Below are 22,217 nucleotides of genomic sequence, written 5' to 3' on the forward strand. Positions count from 1 at the left end.
CTTGGTTACTTCTGGAGTACATTTTATTCAAAGCGTCACCAATCAAACTATTGGAAACAAAGGGGTGCAGCTAAAAAGGTCTAAGCTTTTTAACGCCAAATCTGGATGGCGATAAGGTAACATTAGGAAGGAAACTCTGGCAATGTTATTAGCTATTCACAATCAAGTTTGGCGAATTTTCAATCTATGCATCTCCAGATGAAATCAGAAATAAGCGATTATGAACACAGCCTAATCTCACGCAGTAGAAACAGCCAAAAACAAACCACTACCAAGCTCTTGATTATTCTTGCGAACAACCTACAAATAACCACCTCTCCAGCCATCGGGGTTGTGGTCGCTATAGATTTCAACAGTGTGGAAAACTTCGTGGTATGGCAGTGGCAGATCAGGTTTTGTGGCTTATTCTTGCATTGGGGTTTGCCGGCTGCGTTGAACTTAACCAAAGTGCCACTTTATGAGCAGGATAACCTGCTACCTAACCTATGACACTTTGCGTCAGATGCTGAAAGACCAGAGTGAGCTCCCATTGCCGCTGCCATTATTTGCACAGCGGCAAAACCAGTTCACAATGTCGTCTGCTTAAAGACATACTCCAGCTATTGAGGCATCAATCCAGTTCTTTCAACAACTTCAGCAGCGCTGCTGTATCCAGTCGTGCCGCTACATCGCCGCCTTCCAGCAGGCTGTCGGCTAAATCACGTTTCTGGCTATGTAGGGCGATAATTTTCTCTTCGATGGTATTTTGCGTGACTAACCGATAAATAGTGACAGGCCGGGTTTGGCCCATACGGTGGGCGCGGTCTGAGGCCTGATCTTCCACTGCCGGGTTCCACCATGGATCCAGATGGATCACATAGTCAGCCGCCGTCAGGTTTAAGCCTGTACCACCGGCTTTCAGGCTGATTAAAAACACTTCGCCTTCGCCAGCCTGAAAGGCGTCTACCCGCTTTTTACGCTCCAGCGCCGGGGTACTGCCATCCAGATACTGGTAACTGATCTGTTTTTGCTCAAGCACAGTGCGTACTATCGCCAGGTGATCAACAAACTGGCTGAACACCAGCACTTTATGTTTGTTATCTAACAGCTCTTCCACTGTGTCAATAAATACTGCCAGCTTGCTGCCTGTCATGCCGCTGTTAGGTGCTACCAATTGCGGATGGCAACAAAAACGCCGCAGTTTAGTAATCTCCGCCAACACCTGCATGGCTTTGCCTTTATCAGCCGCCACCAGTTCTACATTTTCAATAGCTTGCTGGCGCAGCGCTTCGTAATAATGCCGCTCGTCGTCGCTTAACTCCACCTGCAGAGTAATTTCAGTGCGGGACGGTAGTTCGCTCAGCACCTGGGTTTTGGTGCGGCGTAAGATAAAAGGCTGGATTAGTTTTTTCAGATGTAACCGCGCCGCTTTGTCGCCATTTTCTATAGGACTGCTAAAACGCTGGTTAAACTGATCTTTAGAGCCCAACAAGCCTGGGTTGATAAAACGGAATAAATTCCATAATTCGCCTAAGTGGTTTTCCACCGGTGTGCCTGTGGCTATCATGCGAAAATCGGCCTGCAACGCCATAGCGGCCTGACTGCGTTTGGTTTGTTCGTTTTTTATCGCCTGAGCTTCATCCAGCACCAGCGTATGCCAAAGCTGCGCCTGAAACAGCTCAGAGTCCGACTGCAACATGCCATAACTGGCGATCACCAGATCAAAAGCCCCCAGGTTTTCAAGTGATCGGTTTTGCTGATACAGCCGCACATTCAGCGTTGGTGCAAAACGTAATACTTCAGCCTGCCAGTTCATCGCCACAGAAACCGGAGCCACCACTAAAGCCGGGCCTTGTGGCGCCCGTTGTAACAATAAGGCCAGGGTTTGTACTGTTTTGCCCAAACCCATATCGTCAGCCAGACAAGCGCCTACACCCCACTGAGCTAATCGCGCCAGCCACTGATAACCTTGCAACTGATAATCCCGTAATTCAGTTTGCAAGGTAGAAGGCAATGCAGGCTCAAAATCGGCCAAAGCTTCAAACTTTTGCAGTTGCTCTTTCCAGGCTTTGTCAGTTTTCAGTTGGCCCACTTCAGCGGTCAGTTCACTTAAAGCCGGCAAAGTCAGGTGATTAAAACGTAAACCGGTTTTGCTTTGTTCACCTAAAGCCCCAAGTTCAGCCAGGCGTTTACGCAAACTTTCTGTTAAGGCCAGATAGTCGGTGTCAGACAACTTCAAAAAACGCCCTGATGTGGTGGCCACCATTTGCAGCAGTTCTTTCAAGGCTATGACTTTATTGTCATCCAGCTGAATTTCACCATCGGCAATAAACCAGTCGCCTTGTTTTTTAATGCTTAAGCTGAATTCTTTCAGGGTTCTGCTGGCTTTAAGACGGAATTTTTCGCCTTCGGGCCAGACCATTTGCAGGTCAGTTTCAGGCAAAGCTTTTAACTGCGTCAACAGTTCGAGGCTATGTTCTGGTTCGGCAAATAACCACTGTTCACCTTCCTGCTCTGCCACTTCAATAGCAGGGCAAGCTTGCAGTAATTTCTTATGACTGGCTTTTTCCTGCTTTAAGTTGCGACTGGTTTGTACTGCTTTGCCCTTTTGTTCGCCCACCAAAGTGGCACTGCCTTTGCCCGGCGTAAACCAACTGCCATCGGCCAGAGGCCGCACTGAGATTTGCAGCCGTAACCCCTGACTGTAGGGCAATAAATGGGCGTATAAACAACTGTCGGCTGACACTTCCGGTAAAGTCGCTGAAAGCTCGGGTAAATCAGAGTGCACGCTCAACACTGGTGCTATAGCCGAAATAGCCTCTACCAGTTGAGCCTTTGCTTTCACTGGTACTTTTAAACCGTTCGCCACTATAGCCGCCACTTGTTTAACCGCAGGTGTCAGACTGTAAACGGTAATTTTAGTCGGAGTTTCTTTACGCCAAACCACGGATTGATCGGAACGGACCTTAGGTTCCAGCTGCAAATTGATTTGTCCGGCTTTTTCTTTTAACTGCAGCACCACTTCGCCTTTGGCAACTTCCAGTTTGCTATCAGGAGCATCAGCCCAGCACAAAGCCGGATGGCCAATTAAGGCTACTAAAGCTGAAGCCATATCCAGCTCATAAGTGCTGCCGCCGTAATATTGCTCATAACGCCGGATACAGGCCGCCACTTGTTTATCCTGAGGAGTTAAAGCTGATACGCTTTCCTGCTCCCGCATCAGGCGCTTTAGGGCAATAGGTTTGCCTTTACTCCAGCGACCGGCCGCACTCAGCTTTTGTTCTTTAGGTTCAATTCTCAGGCTCTGCGCTGTTTCAGTGAAACACCAGGCAATACGTTCTTCTTTGCCTTTAGCCACAGTCGCTGTATTAGGGTTCATCTGCATCAAGGCTTTTAAAGCCACCACCCAGCTTTCTTCCCGCTTCATGGCGTCGGCTAACGGCACCATCTTATGCTTATGGTGCCAGCCAGAGAGCAGTAGCCCAGCATCAAACTGGCGCCCTAGAAGTTGATCCAGTTCAGCCACCACCCAAAGGTAACCATAATCTTGCATCTGCTGCCGCATCTGCATTAAATGCTCTTTCAGTATTTCGGTGGCTGGCGCATCCCGCCAATACAAACCATAGGCAGTAAATAACATATCCATATCAAATTGCAGCAAATGATAAGGCGCTTCTTCTGCTGGCAACAGCGCAGTGCCAGTGGCCAGATGCTCAACCAAAGGCGACAACAGTGGGTAACTCAGGTAATAACCATCCTGTACGCCGAGGCCAAGATGCTCGCGGGCCAATTTGATACTTTCAGCAGAGTTTTTACCCAGCAATAGCAACAAATACATCAAGCCGGAAAAGCCCTGCATAAAAATTTTTCGTTTGCCGGTTTGTTTTTTTATATTTTTCAGATGCTGTTCAGCAATCAGCATGGCCGCATCAAAGTTGCCTTCCATAGCAGCCATGGCAAAACGGGCAGGCAGACATAAGTCTGGGTGCATATTCAGCAACAACATGACCCGGACAAAGTCGCCCCGCAGCAAAGCCTGAATGGCTAAATGCGGAGCAATGAGAGCCACATGACCACGAGAGGAGTCCTGCAAAGCGCAGCAGTATTGATACAAAACAGAGCAATCGGTCAGAAACAGGTTGTTTTGTGCCAATTCTTCATGCAGCAGCATTTGCTGCACTATAGGGTCGATGCGGGCAAAAAATCCGGCACCAATGGGATCTTGAAAAAACTGGGCCGCCACAGTCTCTGGATCGGAATGGTCACTACTACGGTATTTCTCCTGCCAGTACAGCAAGTCTTGCTGATTGCCCGTCAGAGCCGCAAAAAATATCTCCCGTCTGCAAAAAGCTGCGGCATGAAAACCCCAACTGCGGTATTCACCTAATTTCGTCAAATATTGCCTGGTACTCTGGATAAACAGCTGCAACTGATGTTGCTGATCCAATTGCTGAATGATTAGCCATCGCAAGTCAGGCACTTTTAAGTCGTTTAGCGCATAACCCCGGCCTTCGGGCTGCATTATCAAATGCCGGTGCTGCAGCTGGTTTAGCAGCATTTTTAATTTAGGCTGCGAAAAAGCCATACCATCCTGAGCCTTAATGCCACTTAACACCAGGATTTGCAGTAACTGGGTTTGGCTGATGTAGTTGTCCCACAAGGCTGTAACAGCCAACACAGCCAATTCGGCAGGGACTAAATCAGTAGGCAAGGCAACAGTAGAGCTCATACAACAATCCTGAGTATTTAAAGAAGTCATGGCAAAAAGTGATGCATCATCATAACGTGGGTACAGTGTCGTTACCCAGCAGAAATTTAGCCTTTTATGACAACAAGCTGCTTATATTCGCAATGAACTTAGCAATCCGGCCGTGAACTCAATCTTCTCATTACTCAGCTGGCGGTAATCAAAATAAGGTGTAACCAGTACTTTGTTAGTTGGGTCTATCGCAAACTCTTCATTCAGCCAATGCAACTGACAGCCTAAACCTCGCTCAATCAGTTGCTTAGCATGGGTGCGGCCAGCAATTAAGTGAATGATGCCGCTGTTTGGGTTTAGCTGCGGCATATCAAATAACAGGGCTGTATCTGAAGCTTTTTGCAGCAAAAAACGGTCACGATACTGCTGCCAACTAGCTGCCTGAGTCTGAAAGGTAAATAGCTTTGGATCTAAAACGCATAGCAGTTTGGCATACACATTAAACAGCTTGCGCCAGCCATTGCCACAGTGCTGATAAATCAGGTCTATATCGCCTGCTTGCAAAGCTTCGCAGTCAAATAGCTGTTGGTACTGTGGCATTTTGGGTCTGTTTTCTACATAAACCCGAAAGCTGGCGTTTTGATCCCCTAATCCAATCACAGTGTTGTCTCATCCGCAAAAACTGGCGTTATGGTAACGGATTTTTGTGGTGATTACCTGCTACAGCTTAGTCCGCAAACTGCTGTCGCATAGGCGCACTCATCAGCGCATCCCATAACAAATGCAGATTCAGCCTGAAGCTGTTTGCCTGATCTTCAGCAAAAAGCTGTAGTTGTTGTAGCAAAATCTTTGGATACCAGTGCCCTGCCAGCACTACGGCTTCAGGTTCACGCATACTGGCTAAATCCAGCAGAGGGTTATGATCCAGCAATATCAAATCGGCAGTTTTACCCACAGCAATTGAACCTGTTTCTGCTGCGACACCAGCAAAAATAGCGGGATTAATAGTAGCGGTTTGAATCACTTCTAAAGGGGTTAAACCTGCCTGCTGATACAACGCCAGCTCGTCATGTAAGCCTGAGCCTGCAAAGACAAAAGAGTCTGGGGTATCTGTGCCTGCCAGAATTTTCACACCAGCCTGATGTGCTTGTTTTAATTGCTGCTGTGCCAACGCCAGCAACTCGATATGCACATTCAGATCATTGTGATCATAGGATCTTTTCAGCATAGAATCGGCGTCGCCCTGCCATAACAGCTGCAGCAGATAAGGCACATATTTTAGTCTGCTGTCCTGACGAAATTCGGTATCACCGGCTTTGGCGCCCAACTGCAGGGTTAATAAGGTAGGGCTCCACCAGGTGGAGGATAACGCCATTTGTTGCATCAGTTGCTGGCACAACACTGGGTTTTGGCTTTGCAGCAGCTCACGCCATTGATCTGGCTGAAAACTCCGGGTGAGTGGCTGTTGTTTATAGGCTTTAATGGCATCGGCACATTCAAAAATAAAGATTCGGCCATGCTCTACGCTACCTTGATTTGCATCTAACATCTGCTGAAAAGGCACCAACCAGGGTTGATGCCCTGCCAACGCCATATCAGCATCTTTGGCTGCAGCAACTAACCACTGGTATTGCTGAACACTAAGTTGTTCATACACTTTTATAAAATCAGTGCCTTGCGCCTGATAATGCGCCACCAAAGCTTTGGCATCGGTAGCCGATTGCAGCTTAAAAAATGCCGGATAGTCAGCTGGTACTTCCGGGCCACCATTGAGCTGATAACTGCTGTGTAACCAATAGTTTGGGCTGGTTCTGTGTCCTGCTATCACTTGTTGCTGCCAGAGCTTTCTGTCGGCGGTACAGGCCTGAAAACTATCGGGCTCCAGCATACAGCCTGATAAATCCCGCACTGCAGTGACCCCGGCAGCTATCCACAGCGGATGATGTAGTTGAGGAGAAATCTGTAAGGAATGGGTATGCATATCGGTCAGGCCTGGCATTAAAAAACGCCCTGCTGCATGCACTTTAAGCCGCCCATCGGCCATCAGCTCAGTGCGAACTGCTGAGCCGCTTTCTGTTGATATACCATCAGAAGCCGTAATTTTGCTAATACGGCCCTGATCAACCCACACCGCCTGATGTGGATGAATTTGGCCTGTTTCTACATCTACAATACTGACATTATCCAGCAGCAAAGGGCCACTACTGGCGGGACCTGGTGCTTCCGGCAAAGGCCAGTTGACACAGCCAACCAATACCAGGGAGCACAATAACAGCACAGCGAACAAGGTAAATGCAGTTTTTTTTAGCAGATAAAATAGTCGATACATAAGAAAACTCCAGTACTTAGATAATCAACAGAGTACCGGAGCAAAAGTGAAATGAATGTCAAACTCAGGGCCAGATTAGCCTTACTGTCAGTTGTTGCTCTGAGCGGTTTAACTGAAGCTCTAACCCGGCTTGCTGACAAAGCCGCTGCACTATGCCAAGCCCCAAACCATAACCACTGCTTTGGCGGCCTTTGGCAAATAAGGCGGTTAACTCAGTGGGCGCATCTTCGGCTTGCAGCGGGTTGCGGATCGACAAGCCATGTCTGTCGGCACTGATTTGAATAATTCCGGGAGCGCTATGCAAAAAAGCATTTTGCAGTAAGTTGGTTAGTACCATTTGTAGCAGTACAGGGTTTAGTTGCAGTTGTAGATCAGGTTCCACTTGCAGCTCCAGTTCTATGCTTTTACCGTCCAGCAAAGGCGATAAATTCAGTACCAGTTGCTCCAGCAAAGCCGCCAGTTTGATGTTTTCCGTTTGCCCCAGATGCTGCTCGCGTGACACAGCAAGCAAGGTGCTGATCAGTTGGTTCATTTGCCTGCTGCTGTGCTGAATTTGTTCTAAGCGTTGTTGCTGCTCTGCTGGCCATACTTGTGTTGAGGCTTGTGTTGAAAGCTGCGCCAATAGCAACTCACAACTGCTTTGGATCACTGCCAGTGGGGTACGCAATTCGTGGCTGGCATCGCGGCTAAAGGCTTGTTCCCGTGCAATAAATGCCTGCACTCTTTGCCAGTTTTGCTCTAAAGCTTCTGCCAATACGCCTATTTCATTATTTGGAAATGCTTTTGCAAAACCCGGACTCAACTGATCGTTTTGCACCAGCTCTGCCAGTTGAGTTAAAGGCCGGGTTGCCCGGCGAGCCAAAGCAAAGCCCAAAGCAGCGGCCAGCAGTAACATCACTAAAGTGCTGATGCCGTAAAATAAAAACATTTCATCACGAATAGGCCGCACTACCAGTTGCTGACTGACTTCCGCCACCAACCAGACCGGCTCTTTTGCCGCTGGATGAACAAAACGACGGAAGTGGTAATGCCGACCATCCAAACCACTGTATTCAGTGCGTTGAGTGGCGGGTTCAAGCACCTGCAGCAGGTCTGCTGGTAAATCCTTAGTCTGAAGGTAAATTTGAATAGCAGGAGATTGTGGTGCTGATAAATGCGGCTGTTGCAGTTGGCGCTTTTGTTCGTCCAGCAGCTGATGACGAAAAAACTGGTCTTCCACCGTATAAACAAAAACCACATTAAAAAAGCTGAATAAAGAGGCACAAAGCAGCGCCAGAATAACAAAAGCCCAAATAATACGCTGGCCTAAACTACGGGCAGGTTTATTCATGGGCGAGAACCCTGCGGCACTACCAGCTTAAAACCTATGCCATAGACTGTATGCAACATACTGTCTGCAAAAGGTTTATCCAGTTGCTGACGCAGCAGGTAGATATGAGCCCGCAGTGCATCAGAGTCTGGCGGCTCGTCAGCCCATAATTGATAACTTAAGTCAGAGCGGCTGACCAAAGCCGGATAAGCTTCAGCCAGCACCACTAAAATACGGTAACCCAACGGATGTAAATCCAGATGCAGCCCTGCACGACTGGCTTGTTGTTGCGATCTGTTTATCACTAAAGGCCCAAGCTGTAATTGCGGGTCGACGCTCAATAAATGACGACGGCTTAAAGCCATACAACGCACTGCCAATTCGGCCAGCTCAAAAGGCTTGGTCAGGTAATCGTCAGCACCGGCAGCAAAACCCTGTAACTTATCATCCAGACTATCCAAAGCGGTCAGCATCAGCACGGGTACGGCTTTTAGCCACAACTGCCGTAACTGCGCACACAGCTGCCTGCCATCCATATCCGGCAACATCAGATCCAGCAGCACTAAGTCGTAGCTATGCTGTTTCGCCAGCTGCAAGGCCAAAGCGCCAGTGGCGGCATAATCCAGCTGGTGCCCTGCTGCGGTTAAGTAATCGATGATATTGCAGGCCAGCGCCTGCTGATCTTCCACCAGCAGAATACGCAGGCCTGGTTGGTTATGGTTTTTCAACTTATCCCTTCACTTTACCCAGCAACTCTTCTGCTGCTTTGGAGTCTGGTTGTTGTTTTAACACAGCTTTTGCCAGTTCAACAGCGCGACTTGTATTGCCCAGTTGCAGCTGGCCTTGTGCTAAAGCCATCAAGAACTGCGGATCGGTAAAGCGGCCACTGACCATCTCCATCACTTGCACCGCTTGCTGACGCTCTGATCCGTCTTTGGCAAATTGCAGAGAGTAATAACCCCAAGCCGCCATCAACGGAATATCTACCCGCTTTTCATCCAGTGGTTGTGGCACAGGCTGACCTGCTAAAAACTGCTGAATTAAACGAACAGCCCGTTCATCCGGATAAGCCTGACGTTGAGCCGCTTTCAATTCTAACTGAGCTAAGATCGCATCAATCAGAGCCGGAGTTGAGTAGGGGTTCTGACCAGTGATCAGTGTGCCATCCTGCACAGTGAACGGCAGCATAGGGCCAGTTTGTTGATATAAAGCTCCGGCTTTGGTTAAGCCATCCTGCAACAAAAACGGATAAAGCGGCAGCATTTCTTTGGCAAACATGCGTTCTTCCTGATTGCTGAAACCCGCTACTTTTTTGCCTTGCAGCAACAGCGAACCATCTTTGTTTTTCACATGAATTAAAGCCGCAGGACCATGACACACGGCAGCTATCACCTTCTGCTGCTCCGCCATATCCGCCAGTAATTGCTGTAAAGGCTGATGATCGGCTAAATCAAACATGGCGCCTTTGCCTCCCAGCACCAGCACAGCCTGATAGTCTTCAGCTTTAACTTCACTTAGTTTTTTACTACTGATTAGCAACTGCATAGCTGCAGGGGTGGCTAAAACTACAGCGTTATAAGGCTTCGTCTTGTTGTACTTCCCAACCTCTACTTTACCGCCTTTGGGGCTGGCCAGTTCAAGCTGCACTTGTGGGCTGAGCAGCTGATAAGCCATGGCATATTCATCAAACTCCAACCCTGGCTTTTTCGGGTCATCAGCCACGCCATAGCTGCTGGCTACTAATAACACTTTAGGTTTCAGCACAGGCTCTTGAGCCTGAACGGCACCATTGCAGACACCAACACCCAATAGCAACATAACAGTCAGCAGCCAAAGCCCGGCCTTTTTACATAAAGTTGATTTCATCTTTTGTTACTCCGTTGTCACAGCATTTTCAGTAGCCTGACAAAACAAAAGTGAAAAGGGCGTCAAAGCTTTGCCAATCCACCTGATTAAGACGATCTCCACTGCTTTCTCTCTTTCAGATCGGTTTCCAGCAGCTTATACAGAGCTGTTTTTAACTTTTTCTTACCCCATAGTTTCCAGATGAGTGTTGCGGCCAGTTTCATGAAAAATTTGGGTTCTGACTCCTTTATTAAAGCGGGCACCAGCAAATCAGCCCGTTTTGCAGCAGCATCAACCAGCGCATTGAGTTCAGTCGATCCAGCTAAAGGCCAATCTGGCTGCCTGGGTTCAGGAAAGTCACTAAAGATGGGGATAATTTGCAGTTCTTTTTCGGTTGAATCAGTGTAAAACCCATCTCCGCCGCATTGAGCGTACCCCTGACGAACCACCTCGTAATCTGCAGGCAAACTAAAGTGATGTTTTAAAAATTTATAGCAATTCAGCCGTCCCAACTGATAATCATGAGCGCGAAAGGCCTCTGCCAGAAAACCGCCAAAACCGCCAACTAAACCTGACGCCAAAGCATGCTCTTCAGCTTGTTCAGCGGCATTTTTCCGCGAAGGAGAAATCAGATAACGGCTATACACCTGCTCGTCATAAGCGGCCACCAGTTCATCAAATTTACATCTGGATTGATTCAGAAAAGCAGGGATTAACGCCTTTATAACGTTCAGTAGCAAAGCATCAGCAAAAGTTTCGTTGGACGCATTATTTACCGGCTTTTTCACTACTTGTGAATCTTGTGGTGGGAAAGGGTCAATCATTACGACAGCCCTGTCGACTAAAGCCGCTGACTCTTCATCTCTTGGGTTTGGCTTTGGTGGGTTTTTCATCAAACTAAAGCGGGTTAATTCAAAAGGTTCGTTATTAAACATACCGCCGTCTACCGCTGTGTAAGGCAAAGTGACAGCAGCGGCCGGATCGGTCATCAGAATGGCGGTATTTTTTTCAGTAAAAAGCTCTGTCAGTTTTTCCGGGCTGATCACCTGCGATGACAGCCGTGGCAATAAACGAAAGTTATACTTTGCCCTGTACGAATCGGGAAACTGTAAAGGCCACTGTCGGGCTACATAATGCCCTAAGGTATTGACGCTGACATAACGGGCAGCCAAGGCCACTGGAAAAGAGCCTGATGCCAAAGCCGCACCGGCGAATTTGGTCCAGGGACCGGCTTTATAGTCCTCACGAGGATCAAGGATAGCTTTGGCCGTTATTTTTTCAGTTTGTAAGCCCTGCAATTGCATTAAAATGGCAGGGTCAGGATCAGCCCATGCACTAGTCACATCAGCAGACCCCAGGTCGGTAACAACAAAGTGTGTGCGGTCGGCATGATTTGTCATAGCATAACCCGTTTTGAGTTGACCACCTGTGGTAAAAGGTACCGAATAACCCACACCACGCAAATTAGAGTGGGTAAAAAACAAATGCAGCGAGGTACTGAAATAAGCTTTCAGCTCAGCCGTTTTTTGATAATTGGCAAAACACTTCTCCACAATATCAGCCAATGCAGCTGAATTCAGTACTGACACTAAAGGAGCTTTAGCCATTAAATCGTCAAGGCCCAACAAAGCCTGCTGAGTTTCTGATAAAAATGCCGGCAAACTAACCCAGGCTTGATACAGCATGGGTAAGGTGTAACTGACTTGCCCAACCTGCGGCACTTGCTCATGCTGTAGCCCGGCTTTACTGTCTGCGGCCGCAGCTACCCCTACTGCACCTACTATGCTGCCAGCCGAAGCCCCCGACATCACTGAAATAACCACTTTATGTTTGGGCACATTTGCTTGCCCTCGTTTTTGTTGCCACAACTCCAGCGCGGCGATCAAACAATCAAATACGCCTGCCGTATAAGCGCCAGCAGAAATGGCTCCGGCCATGGTGAGTCCCAGATGGAAAACAGGTTCAGTTTCTGTGGTCTGAATGGTGGGAATATCAAGTGGATCTGGCATGACACTGGTCCTTGTCTTTATTTTGACAACAATCAGTAAAGCAGGGTTTTTAAATTAAGCAAAAGTTACCCGACTTTATTGTCCCTAACTTGACAACCCTCAAAAAAGCCACACACTAAATTCAGCTTTCTTACTGCCCTCTGCTGTTCAGGTTAAATCTATCCTGTGAAGCCAGTACTCAGAATGTTGCTCAACACCCATAATTTAAATCTCACTCATACCCAATAGAGCCTGCTGTATACAAATCTTGGGGTTTTATCACGTGATAAAAGGAGAATAATCATGCCGCAAACCCTGTCCACTATGGATCAAGCCAAAGAATGGCTGTTTTTTGCCCTGACACTGGACGATGTGATCAAAGCTGAAAAACAGCAGTATCCTGATCACTCCACTTTAACCGCATTAAGGCATTTGATCAGTTACGCAGCCACAGACAACTGGCCTGCTTACCTGACCGAATACGACAACAGTTACCAGCTACTCAGCCAGCAATTAACCGCACAAGACGAAAACAAACTACTGAACTTGCTGCTGGATTTCTCTAAACCTCTGAAAGATTTCACGCCAGAATGGGAATACCACACTGAACTGCTGGCAAAAGATATAGCACTTGAAACAGACGCTGCTGCAGTACCTTTAAGCTTTAGTGGCCAGGCCACAGTGCAGGCCGAACTTGATGTGTACAACAAAGCCGACGCGGCCACTGATCACCAGTTAGAGATCCGCCTTAGTCAGGCCTTGGTCAGACTGGGGCTGGATGGAATGCTGAACACAAATTTTGGTACAGGCACAGTACCGCTTGCCAATGGCAGTTGGGGCCTCAGCGCGAAAAGTGAGCAAAAGGCCAGCTATGATCTGTTTTTTGCCGCACCTGAGCTGGAGGATTTAATTCAGGTTCTGCCTAAGGCTATCAGCGCTTTGCCCACATGGGCAGATCTGAACTCGGCGCTGCAGCAGCTGAACGAGCCTTATGCACCGCAGAGGATTAGCCTGGCGCTGACGGGCAGCGTAGAAGCAACAGCTGAACTCAGCTTAGGCCAGCAACTGATCCGCAATTTTACTAAAGCAGGTGCTGATGCAAATGCTCCTGGTGTTCAGCTTAAAGTAGCAGCCACACTGAGCAGTAGTTTGTTATTGTCCGGGGCCTTTGAACTAATTCTGACCAAACTCAATGCTACAGAATTAGAAGTAAAATTAACCAGAACCAAAGCACACGAAAAACAAGCGGGTTTAACTTTAGGTGGAAGCCTTAAAGTGACAGGTGCTGAACAGCTGGCTGAAAAATTACTGACCGAAACCACAGATCCGGAGCCATTGTTAGAGCAGCTAAAACAATTGGCAAACCCTTATGCGCTGTTGCAGGACAAAGTAAAAACCAGGCTGAGTGAAGTAGAGAACCCACTGCTGGTTCAACTGGGCGCTTTGCTGTTTAATTTAACTGAACCAGAAGATGTGAATGCAGAGCTGCAAAATTACCTGCAGTTACAAATTACAGATCTGCTGAGCAAACATTTTGACCCATGGCAGGCTGATTCACCTCAACTGATCAACAAGCTGGTGGCATCCTTGACGGCCCAGCCTGAACTGCAACAAAAACTCAGCACCTTGCTGACCCCTGAACTAAATAAACTGACCACTGAGGTTCGGCAAAACCTGCAACAACAGCTCGAACAATGGGCAAAGCAGGTTATTGAACAACCGCAATTATTAAAAAAACTGGATGCAGCAGGCCTGAAATTGCAGGATCTGGTGACTTTACCCACACCTTTGCAAGCCGTTTTAAAGCGCAGCCAAAACTGGTTAACTTCGTATGGCCAAAAACGCCAGGCTTTAGCACAGGCTATCACCGAAGCGTCCGAACGCCAGCTGGGGTTAAGTTTTATGGCCTCAGTACAACAAAATAACCAGAGCCAGACCTTATGTAGTTTTGTTGTCAGTCAAAGCTCCGCCATAAGCCGGGCTTTATTTAAGTCCTGCCTGACAGGGCAGCTTAAATCCTTACCAGAATTACTGAAAGAAGCGCTAGCCGAAGGCAGTATCAGTCAGGTTGAATACCTGTTTAAACAACAATTCAGCCAGACCACGACCACAGGCTTAACCTTTGATTTATTTGGCTTTGAATTAAGCTGGAAAAAAGTAGTCAGTTACGGTGCTGTATTTGCGGTCGATATGCATGGGCATGTAGTAGCAGCCAAAAGCACTGCTGATATCAGTGCCCGCTTTAAGTTTCTGGGCGAGCAACGAGAGGCCAGTTTAACCAGTATAGAAGAGCTGATAGATGCCCAATCTGCGCCCCGACCTCAAGGTAGTCTGACCTTCAGTTATAGCTATGCAGAAGACAACCTTAAAGTAAAAGAGGCAACAGAGTTTTTCAATAGTTTGGTGGCTGCAGGTTTAGCCAGCCAGGGTTTAAACTCCAGAGCTTTGGCTTTGTTAGACTTGGGCTCAGCCCGACACCAAAACAACAGCAATAAAGTGGAATTAAACCTGACCTTGCAGATAGCCACTGCTCAACTTTTTAGCCTGGTCGAGCAAAACCCGAAGCGACTATTTGAAACCGCCTGCGCTATTCAGTTTGAAGTGGCTGAACAGCTTGTGTCATGGTGGAAAGATGACAAGTGTTATGAAACATATTCCGACTGGACACAAAACACTGCCAAATTACGCAAACTGGCAGACACCAATACTCACCCTAAATTCCTGGTAAAGCGATTAAAAGATGAGGAAGAATTGATCTGGGAAGTGGCCCGTTGCGCTGATGGTTGGGAAAAATATCTGCAACAACTGAAAATAATACGGCAAAGTTTTCAGACGCCAGCAGGCTTAAGTTATGAGCAGCTTCAGCAGATCAGCAAGGAGATGAGCACAGCATTGTCACGCTGGGTTGTAACCAAAGATGCATTCAACAAAAACCGCATCAGCTGGCGTATGGCAGCTCTGGCCAGGTTACTTTGCCACAGCTGTCGGCTTGACCCTCTGCAGGTTACTGTTTTAGAAATAAAACAGGGAACAACAAAGACACTACAACATAGCCTGCTGAAATAACTCCGACCGGGTACTGCATTGCTGCAGTGCCCGGTCCCTGCCCACTGAAATAAAAGTACCAGTAGATAACTCAAAACACTTCCGCAATGTAAATTATTTGTTATATTCACTATACTTGTGCTGGATCAAAAAACTGTCAGCACAAAGGCGTAGCATGAAGCGATATAGCACAGACAGCGAAACTGCAACACCGCATCATAAAGCTGTACTGCTGAACTGGAGTATGTTTTACCAGCCCAGCGCACCATAAACCAACGGGGAAAAACTATGCCAGATAAACACGATTTACATTCTGAATTTCCGGAATACAAAGAGCAAATTCATCAGTTAAAACAACACAATAACCACTTTGCCCTGTTGTTTAGCCGTTACCATGAAATTGACCACGAAATACATCGTATTGAGCAAGGTTCAGAGGTATGCAGCGACGATTATCTGGAGCAGCAAAAAGTACAGCGCCTGCACTTAAAAGATGATTTATATAGGATGATCAAAGCAGCTGAAGCATCAGCGAAGACCGAATTTACGTCATAACAAAACCTGCCATAAAAGCAGTTTTCATAGTTCAGCTGCACTTAGAATAAGGTTTTGATAAAAAAGGGGTGAACATCAGTTCACCCCTTTTGTTCTGAACAAACGCAAATTAACAATTAAGGCTGGAACTCCACAGCACCAATATCAGGCGCAGCAATTCCGTCGCCATTGCCATCTATCGGGCGACTTGCTCCATTCACGTCAGTGCTTAACCCAAGATCAAAAGCGGCGTCTATGGCGGGAGAGCTCACTTCAAGCCAACCGTTTGGATTTAAACGTGGATCTGCGGATATTTTCCCAGACTCCAGTAAAATACCAGCAATACCTTGATAATCGCTGTAGTTATCCCAGTAAAGGTTATTGTTAAGCTCAGCAGATATCTCGGAAGGGTCATTTGAAGACCAGTTCAGCCTTAACGCAGAAAGTGATGCGGAGAAGATATTATTGTTCATCTTTACTTCTGCAACACTGTCAAAAGTGTACTCTTCAACCGAAATGCCAGTCCCCACACCCGTGATTGTATTGTGATTAAAAGCCAATTTAATAGAGCCTGCGGATGAAAACATGGCCCCACCACAAATCTCGCTTGAACCAGGCTCACGCTTCAGGGGGCCGATAAATAGATTATTCTCTACAACCACATCTATAGGATTTCGCTCTTTGTTTAATATTTGAATTGAACTACAGGCTTTAACACTGCCCGTGGATGACCTGAAATCTGGAAATACAAAATTGCCTTTTGTAATATTGTTACGGACTATCAAAGAGTGTCCACTGTAAATACCAGAGCCCCAACGATGCCACTCCGCTTTACCAAATACGTTATTCTCGACAATACTGCCTTCGTCTTCAACAATGATGCTGTGACTGACAGTAAAATTGGCTAGTGAGCTACCGTGAGCAAGCTTGATTGAATCAGACGGTTTACCGAATTTAAAACCAGAGGCAAACAAATAAGTACTATCAGCACCAGAGACTGACTTCAACACTGTTTTTTTGGCGGTTAAATCTAAAGAGCCAATAAAAATACCTGCTGGCACTTCGACAATAGCACCATCTTCTGATGCGTCAATCGTTTGCTGAATAGTTGAAGCAGGTTGCCCCACAACTATAGGCATTTTAAAAGATTTGAGTGTGCCCATAGCAGGATGAGAGACAGATAAAATTAGCTCGTCATTCCCAGGTAACTCTCCTTTCAACGTCATTTGGAAACTCAACGAATCCGCCTGCAAATCCCACATAGTGCGGAGATCGCAGTTCACCCAAGATTGTGAGTCAATGTTATAACAAGTCATCTTTTCAATACTGACTTGTGGCGGTACAGTCATTACAACAGAAGATCCTGTCACAGAGTCACCCAGGTTCATTAAAGTGAACTTATATTTAGCAACTTCAGCTATTACCCCTAAGAAATGGGTGACTGGCTCATCTGGCGTCACATCTGCATGTATAGCGTAATCCGGCAGAGCTTCCGCTCTGGATACCAAGAATGACAGTTGGTTATCACTGGGATTAGGGTCATGAGCGAAACTACTGACATTTATATTGATCTGAACAGACAAAAACCCAAGCTCACTTTCAGGGACAAGTAAACCGTATGAAAATCTGTCGATACTTCTCGCTGGGAGCTTCTGATAACGGCATACCAACTGCTTATTCTGCTTTGTTAATAAACACCCCCCTGTTTGCCGGAATTCTGCATTCCCCGTCAAATCCAATGTCAGGACTATATCTGTAGCATCAACATTAAATGATTTATTGCCGAGTGCTATAGGAACATGAAAATCTTCACCAAAACTGAACTGACGGTCTGAGCCCCCCAATTGCAAGTCGGCAATAGCTGGCATCAAAAGAGGATCATTCGGATGACCTAAATACCTGAATTCGTCAATATTTGTAAACCCGTCACCATCACTGTCGAGTAACGCGTCTGAAGGATCTGAAGGTGATAAACCTACGACCAACTCCCAGGCATCTTGCATTCCATCCCCATCTCTGTCCTCAAAAGATGTAAGTAACTCAGCAGAAAAATGCTCATTTAAGTACTGATAACTAACTTCAAACTCCTGATCGCCGTTTAAATCAATATCATACCGATAAAATGTATCTGTAGAGCCCTTATTCTGGTAACTGTTAACTGACCAAACGGCACTGGCATTATTAGCTCCTGTCAGCTGTAAGCGCCCTTTCTCAGGGCCACTGATCATAGTGTTGAGTACAAAAACTTCCGAGGATAAATACGACATAGCGCCATAACGCGAATCCATCACTTCGCCAGCCAAATAAATACCATTTGCACTGCAATACACTTGTGCATTGCCCACCCGTCGGAATTTAAAGTTGTTAAACAACACTTGATGTGATGCAGGACCATTTAACAACAAGTTGTAAGTGGTCGTAGTATCAGGGCAGACTTCTCCTGTTGATGCTTGCCGCATCACGCCCTTTAAGGTGTAAGATCCAAAATCTGCGACAAGTTGAACATCCTGAAAAATAAATTGAGCGTCTGTTATATCCCCGACACTATTTGTAGTCAGGATCCTCGCAGTAACTGAACCGGTGACCACACTTCCTTCACTTTTGCATGAGTTAAAAGTGAGCTTCAGTTCGTTTTCTTTTGATGTCTTTTCAATATTGACTGAACCACCTTCTGGGCATGACTCATTCAAGAAACCAGAATTGTCGGAATCATCATAATCAGGCAAAAGCTCGGGAGCTACAAAAAAAAGATAGTCATTGAAACTAGCCAAAGTAGTCAGATTAACTTCAGCTTTATTTTTGTTCCCATGATACAAAGTAGATATGTTGATATATTGAGCTAATGGATCAGTAGTGCTACCACCTCCTGAACCTCCGCCGCCAGAACCACCACTATTGCCGCCTTCAACTGAATCACCACCTCCGCCGCCACAACCCGATAGCAGCAAAGCAACCAACAATGTATAAAACAATTTCATAAAACTACCCCACATCCCTGTACGAGATCTAAACAATTACCTAATCTTCGCCTGCAATCTATCATTTCATTTCTGAACACGGAATCTGTGCCTGAACTTTATTTTCACCTTAGCCTAATCAGGGATCATCATTGCTTTAGTAAAAACCTTCTGTATTGAAACACTTAAGGAAACAGTCTTATCAGCCAGACTGGCTTCTGTTTTGCCCTGAAAGCTTTACCATAGCGCTCACTCGAAGCAGTGGATCAAAGCGATGCAGCAGTGGTGGTTATTTTTTAGTATTGCGCTAATCACAACCTTTTCGCCCGGCCCTGCCGTGTTATTTGCCGTCAGTAACGCTTTGGGTATGGGAGCACGCGCTACGGTGTTTGGTTCTTTGGGCAATGTGCTGGGGTTAAGCTTATTGTCCTTGCTGGCTTTTGTCGGTTTAGGTCTGGGGCTTGCCACCTCACCACCGGCGTTTTTTACGCTGAAAATAGCCGGAGCTGCTTATCTGGTGTATCTGGCGTTGCAGCAATGGCAGCAGAGCAGGCAAAACAAAGCTGTGCTGGCTGGAGTACCACAAAAACGCCGGCAAATATTCCGTCAGGGGTTTGTCGTAGCCATTACCAACCCAAAAGCCATTTTGTTTTTCTCCGCATTATTTCCACAATTTATTCAGCCGGATCAGGCGGCATGGCTGCAGTTTAGCATGCTGACCGTTACTTTTATTTTCTGTTCTTTGATTTCACATGGCAGCTATTTATTGCTGGCGCATAAACTGCGACCTTACCTGCAGCAGCCTAAAGCTGCCCGCTGGCTGAACCGGATCAGCGCTTTGTTATTGCTGTTCATTGGTGTGAGTTTGTTATGGACAGAAAGCGGCCACTGATCGTGAAAACGCAGCATTTGAACCAATATTCAGCTCTTACCTCAAAAAAGAAAAACCTGCCGGATACTGGTGCCAGCCATCAAAATCAGCCTTGCTTAAAGGCACCTGCTGAGCGCGTGCTATGGCGTACACCATGCCGTAATGAAAGTAAAAATTCGGTAAGGCATACAAATACACAAACTGCTCACCCGCCAGCTCCAGCTCGGCAAAACCCGCTGTAGTTGCAACAGGTTTTTGCTGCCAACCATCAAAGTCTTGTGCTGTCAGCAAAGTTAAATAGTCCAGACTCAGCTGAATTTGTTGCTGTAGATCCAGCCAAACTGGCATAGGTTTAGTAAAAGTTGGCACTTCTTTTTCACATAAAGCACAACAAGCACGCAATGAAAAACCAATAGCAGTCTGCGCCTGCTGCCACAACGGAAACTGCTCTGCCGTTAAAGCTGCATCCAGCAAATCGACATCATGCTGCTGAATTTTCTGCAACAACAAGGCGAACTGGCGCAATGGATGAATAAAAAGCTCGTTAGGTAACATAGAGGTATCCTTTCTCAATGCTAAGAATCTTTGGGTTAGTTCCAGATATAACCCGCTCAGCACCATCAGCATAACGCCAAAATGGGTTTAATACAGCCAACTGATGTTGATGGCATCGACATATCTGAACTTGGGCAGGAACAGAATTTAAAGATTAATTGTAGGGGGAGACCTTTAGGGTCACCCGGTGATTTTCCAGTTAATTTCCAGCATCTCCAATAAATCATCACCACCGCGACAAATGTCGCAGATTTTACTTGACCCCAATGTGACATCTGTCGCACTCTAGGGGCATTGTTGATTAACGCACTTATTTTTATGCACCAACCTACTGCTCCTGAACTGGAAATTTTGAAATTGCTTTGGTTAAAGCAACCTCTTACTGCCCGTGAGTTGCATGACGAGCTGGAGTCTGTGTTGGGCTGGGGTTATTCCTCTACCCGCAAAACTCTGGAGCGAATGGGCGAAAAAGGTTTTGTCGCTTGTGAAACTTTGGGCAATAAAAACAGCTACAAAGCGCTACTGGATAAAATGCCCACGCTGGCGGCTTTTGCGCTGGATTTTGGCCGCAGGGTATTTGAACTCAATGGTCCTTTGCCCGTGGCTATGTTTGCCAACAGCAAGCTGGTGAATGCGGATGAAATAGCTGACTTAGAAAAACTGCTAGCCGATTTAGCCCAGCAGCAAAATGCGCCAAACAAAAAAGGCGGGGCTTAAGATGGCAGAACAACTGTTGCTCTCATTGCTGCTCTGTAGCCTGTGGTCCGGATTGCTTTGGTTTTCGACTCAGCCTTTACTGAAAAAATTCAGCGCTTTGCAGCACTGGCCCACTTTGTATTGGTGCTTACTGGTTTTAAGTTTTTTACCTCTGCTGCCTATGCCACAACTTTATCAACACTGGAGTATTCCGTCTGTACTGCTGCAAGACACTGTGATTTCAGTGCAGGCTTTAGCTGCTCAACCGCAACACCCCGGCTTAGTGGAACCTACTGCGAATACTGCGTTTTATTGGCATATCAGCTTGGGTTTAGTATGTATTGTCAGCCTGTTACTGCTATGGCGCTTAGTGAAACAATGGCAGCAGGTACAACAACTGATCGCTCAGGCAGAACAGGTAGATACAGCGTCATTACTAAGCCAGGCACAGCTGAAACTATTACCTCACAGCTTTGAGATTCGCCAAACCCAGGCCGCTGTTTCGCCTTTTATTGCCGGCTGGAGCCAGATGGTATTGGTGCTGCCCGCTTACATCAGCTCTATGTCACAACAGCAGCGTCTGTTATTGATAGAACACGAACTGGTTCATTTGCAAAGACGCGACCCACAACAGCTTTTACTACTGCGTGTTCTGGTGAATTTATGCTGGTTTAACCCAATACTGCGGCTGATTGAACAGGCCTTTATCCGCAGCATGGAATTGGCGGTAGACAAAGCTGTGCTGGCAAAGCAACCACAACAAGCTCTGATTTATGGCCAAACCTTGCTAAGCAGTTTAAAGCAAAGTCAGGCGCAACAAGTACCTACGCTAATGCCGGGTTTTATTCAGGCCAATGCCAACTCAGGTTTTTATCAGCAACGTTTGCAGCAGTTATTTCAGCCAGCACCACAGTTGTCATACTGGCAAAGATGGCGCGCTACAGCGGTTTTATGCAGCACAGCTTTGCTGCTGAATGTAGGTTGCGCTCAGCTTAGCTTCAGCTCGCCGCCTGAAGAATGGTTACTGCCGGTAGGCAAAGTACCTATCACCTCTTTTTATGGTGTAAAACACCCGTTTCGCAAAAATCGCCCACATCAGGGACTGGATTTTGGTGCTAAACGTGGTGCAACAGTCAAGGCAGCGCAAAAAGGTAAAGTGCTGATTGCCGACGACAAAAGCCTGCATGACAGATATGGCAAAACTGTGTTGATTGACCATGGTCATGGTTATCAAACCTTGTACGCCCATCTGGATGATTTTTATATCAAAGCAGGGCAGACGGTAGAACCAGGTCAGCCTATAGGTAAAGTTGGGGCCACAGGCAGGGTGACAGGGCCACATTTACATTTTGAATTATTGGTCGACGGTAAACAGCAAGACCCAACTCCTTACTTAAAGTTGTAGAAAGG

The 22,217-nt window shown here is 46.7% G+C and carries 14 protein-coding genes; 5 read left to right on the forward strand and 9 right to left on the reverse strand.

Features of this window, described 5'->3' with window-relative positions; all coding sequences use genetic code 11:
• Positions 1-610: 610 nt before the first annotated feature.
• From RHEIN_RS00580 to RHEIN_RS00610, 7 genes are all read right to left on the reverse strand, one after another.
• Complete coding sequence (locus RHEIN_RS00580; RefSeq protein ID WP_008897015.1) at positions 611-4,708, reverse strand: DEAD/DEAH box helicase; 4,098 nt, start codon at positions 4,706-4,708, stop codon at positions 611-613.
• Between the two features lie 111 nt (positions 4,709-4,819).
• Positions 4,820-5,338 (reverse strand): DUF6942 family protein, encoded by a 519-nt coding sequence (locus RHEIN_RS00585; RefSeq protein WP_008897016.1) that lies wholly within the window; start codon positions 5,336-5,338, stop codon positions 4,820-4,822.
• A gap of 67 nt (positions 5,339-5,405) precedes the next feature.
• Positions 5,406-7,007, reverse strand: a complete 1,602-nt coding sequence (locus RHEIN_RS00590) for an amidohydrolase family protein (RefSeq protein ID WP_008897017.1) — start codon at positions 7,005-7,007, stop codon at positions 5,406-5,408.
• A 64-nt stretch (positions 7,008-7,071) separates the two neighbouring features.
• Positions 7,072-8,337 (reverse strand): sensor histidine kinase, encoded by a 1,266-nt coding sequence (locus RHEIN_RS00595; protein WP_008897018.1) that lies wholly within the window; start codon positions 8,335-8,337, stop codon positions 7,072-7,074.
• Positions 8,334-9,044, reverse strand: a complete 711-nt coding sequence (locus RHEIN_RS00600; RefSeq protein WP_008897019.1) for a response regulator transcription factor — start codon at positions 9,042-9,044, stop codon at positions 8,334-8,336. Before RHEIN_RS00600 ends, RHEIN_RS00595 begins: the two co-directional genes overlap by 4 nt.
• 1 nt (position 9,045) lies before the next feature.
• Positions 9,046-10,182, reverse strand: a complete 1,137-nt coding sequence (locus RHEIN_RS00605) for a type 1 glutamine amidotransferase domain-containing protein (RefSeq protein ID WP_008897020.1) — start codon at positions 10,180-10,182, stop codon at positions 9,046-9,048.
• An 86-nt stretch (positions 10,183-10,268) separates the two neighbouring features.
• Positions 10,269-12,170 carry a patatin-like phospholipase family protein gene (locus tag RHEIN_RS00610; protein ID WP_008897021.1) on the reverse strand — a complete coding sequence of 634 codons (1,902 nt, stop codon included), beginning with the start codon at positions 12,168-12,170 and terminating at the stop codon, positions 10,269-10,271.
• Between the two features lie 282 nt (positions 12,171-12,452).
• Between RHEIN_RS00610 and RHEIN_RS00615 the strand changes: the two genes are divergently transcribed.
• The gene (locus RHEIN_RS00615) at positions 12,453-15,215 is read left to right on the forward strand and encodes a hypothetical protein (protein ID WP_008897022.1); all 2,763 of its coding nucleotides are present in this window, start codon (positions 12,453-12,455) and stop codon (positions 15,213-15,215) included.
• 267 nt (positions 15,216-15,482) lie between these two features.
• Entirely contained in the window at positions 15,483-15,749 is a 267-nt protein-coding gene (locus RHEIN_RS00620; protein WP_008897023.1) for a YdcH family protein, read from the forward strand.
• Between the two features lie 116 nt (positions 15,750-15,865).
• On the opposite strand, the gene RHEIN_RS00625 is transcribed toward RHEIN_RS00620, so the two are convergent.
• A complete protein-coding gene (locus RHEIN_RS00625; RefSeq protein WP_008897024.1) occupies positions 15,866-18,706 on the reverse strand; it encodes a choice-of-anchor Q domain-containing protein in 2,841 nt (946 codons plus the stop codon).
• 253 nt (positions 18,707-18,959) lie between these two features.
• Here RHEIN_RS00625 and RHEIN_RS00630 point away from each other — a divergent pair, with 253 nt between their 5' ends.
• Entirely contained in the window at positions 18,960-19,577 is a 618-nt protein-coding gene (locus RHEIN_RS00630) for a LysE family translocator (protein WP_008897025.1), read from the forward strand.
• 36 nt (positions 19,578-19,613) lie between these two features.
• On the opposite strand, the gene RHEIN_RS00635 is transcribed toward RHEIN_RS00630, so the two are convergent.
• Positions 19,614-20,111: a DUF1993 family protein gene (locus tag RHEIN_RS00635; RefSeq protein WP_008897026.1), complete on the reverse strand. Its 498-nt coding sequence runs from the start codon at positions 20,109-20,111 to the stop codon at positions 19,614-19,616.
• A gap of 318 nt (positions 20,112-20,429) precedes the next feature.
• Between RHEIN_RS00635 and RHEIN_RS00640 the strand changes: the two genes are divergently transcribed.
• Together RHEIN_RS00640 and RHEIN_RS00645 are read left to right on the forward strand one after the other, a co-directional pair.
• Positions 20,430-20,828 carry a BlaI/MecI/CopY family transcriptional regulator gene (locus RHEIN_RS00640; RefSeq protein ID WP_008897027.1) on the forward strand — a complete coding sequence of 133 codons (399 nt, stop codon included), beginning with the start codon at positions 20,430-20,432 and terminating at the stop codon, positions 20,826-20,828.
• 1 nt (position 20,829) lies between these two features.
• Positions 20,830-22,212, forward strand: a complete 1,383-nt coding sequence (locus tag RHEIN_RS00645; protein ID WP_008897028.1) for a M23/M56 family metallopeptidase — start codon at positions 20,830-20,832, stop codon at positions 22,210-22,212.
• The last annotated feature ends 5 nt before the right edge of the window (positions 22,213-22,217 follow it).

The organism is Rheinheimera sp. A13L (assembly GCF_000217935.1).
GTDB lineage: Bacteria > Pseudomonadota > Gammaproteobacteria > Enterobacterales > Alteromonadaceae > Pararheinheimera.

Bases quoted from the DNA above. Each gene is read 5' to 3' on its own strand.
- RHEIN_RS00580 (WP_008897015.1), bottom strand. From the start codon at position 4,708: ATGAGCTCTACTGTTGCCTTGCCTACTGATTTAGTCCCTGCCGAATTG.
- RHEIN_RS00590 (WP_008897017.1), bottom strand. From the start codon at position 7,007: ATGTATCGACTATTTTATCTGCTAAAAAAAACTGCATTTACCTTGTTC.
- RHEIN_RS00595 (WP_008897018.1), bottom strand. From the start codon at position 8,337: ATGAATAAACCTGCCCGTAGTTTAGGCCAGCGTATTATTTGGGCTTTT.
- RHEIN_RS00605 (WP_008897020.1), bottom strand. From the start codon at position 10,182: ATGAAATCAACTTTATGTAAAAAGGCCGGGCTTTGGCTGCTGACTGTT.
- RHEIN_RS00610 (WP_008897021.1), bottom strand. From the start codon at position 12,170: ATGCCAGATCCACTTGATATTCCCACCATTCAGACCACAGAAACTGAA.
- RHEIN_RS00615 (WP_008897022.1), top strand. From the start codon at position 12,453: ATGCCGCAAACCCTGTCCACTATGGATCAAGCCAAAGAATGGCTGTTT.
- RHEIN_RS00620 (WP_008897023.1), top strand. From the start codon at position 15,483: ATGCCAGATAAACACGATTTACATTCTGAATTTCCGGAATACAAAGAG.
- RHEIN_RS00625 (WP_008897024.1), bottom strand. From the start codon at position 18,706: ATGAAATTGTTTTATACATTGTTGGTTGCTTTGCTGCTATCGGGTTGT.
- RHEIN_RS00630 (WP_008897025.1), top strand. From the start codon at position 18,960: ATGCAGCAGTGGTGGTTATTTTTTAGTATTGCGCTAATCACAACCTTT.
- RHEIN_RS00635 (WP_008897026.1), bottom strand. From the start codon at position 20,111: ATGTTACCTAACGAGCTTTTTATTCATCCATTGCGCCAGTTCGCCTTG.
- RHEIN_RS00640 (WP_008897027.1), top strand. From the start codon at position 20,430: ATGCACCAACCTACTGCTCCTGAACTGGAAATTTTGAAATTGCTTTGG.
- RHEIN_RS00645 (WP_008897028.1), top strand. From the start codon at position 20,830: ATGGCAGAACAACTGTTGCTCTCATTGCTGCTCTGTAGCCTGTGGTCC.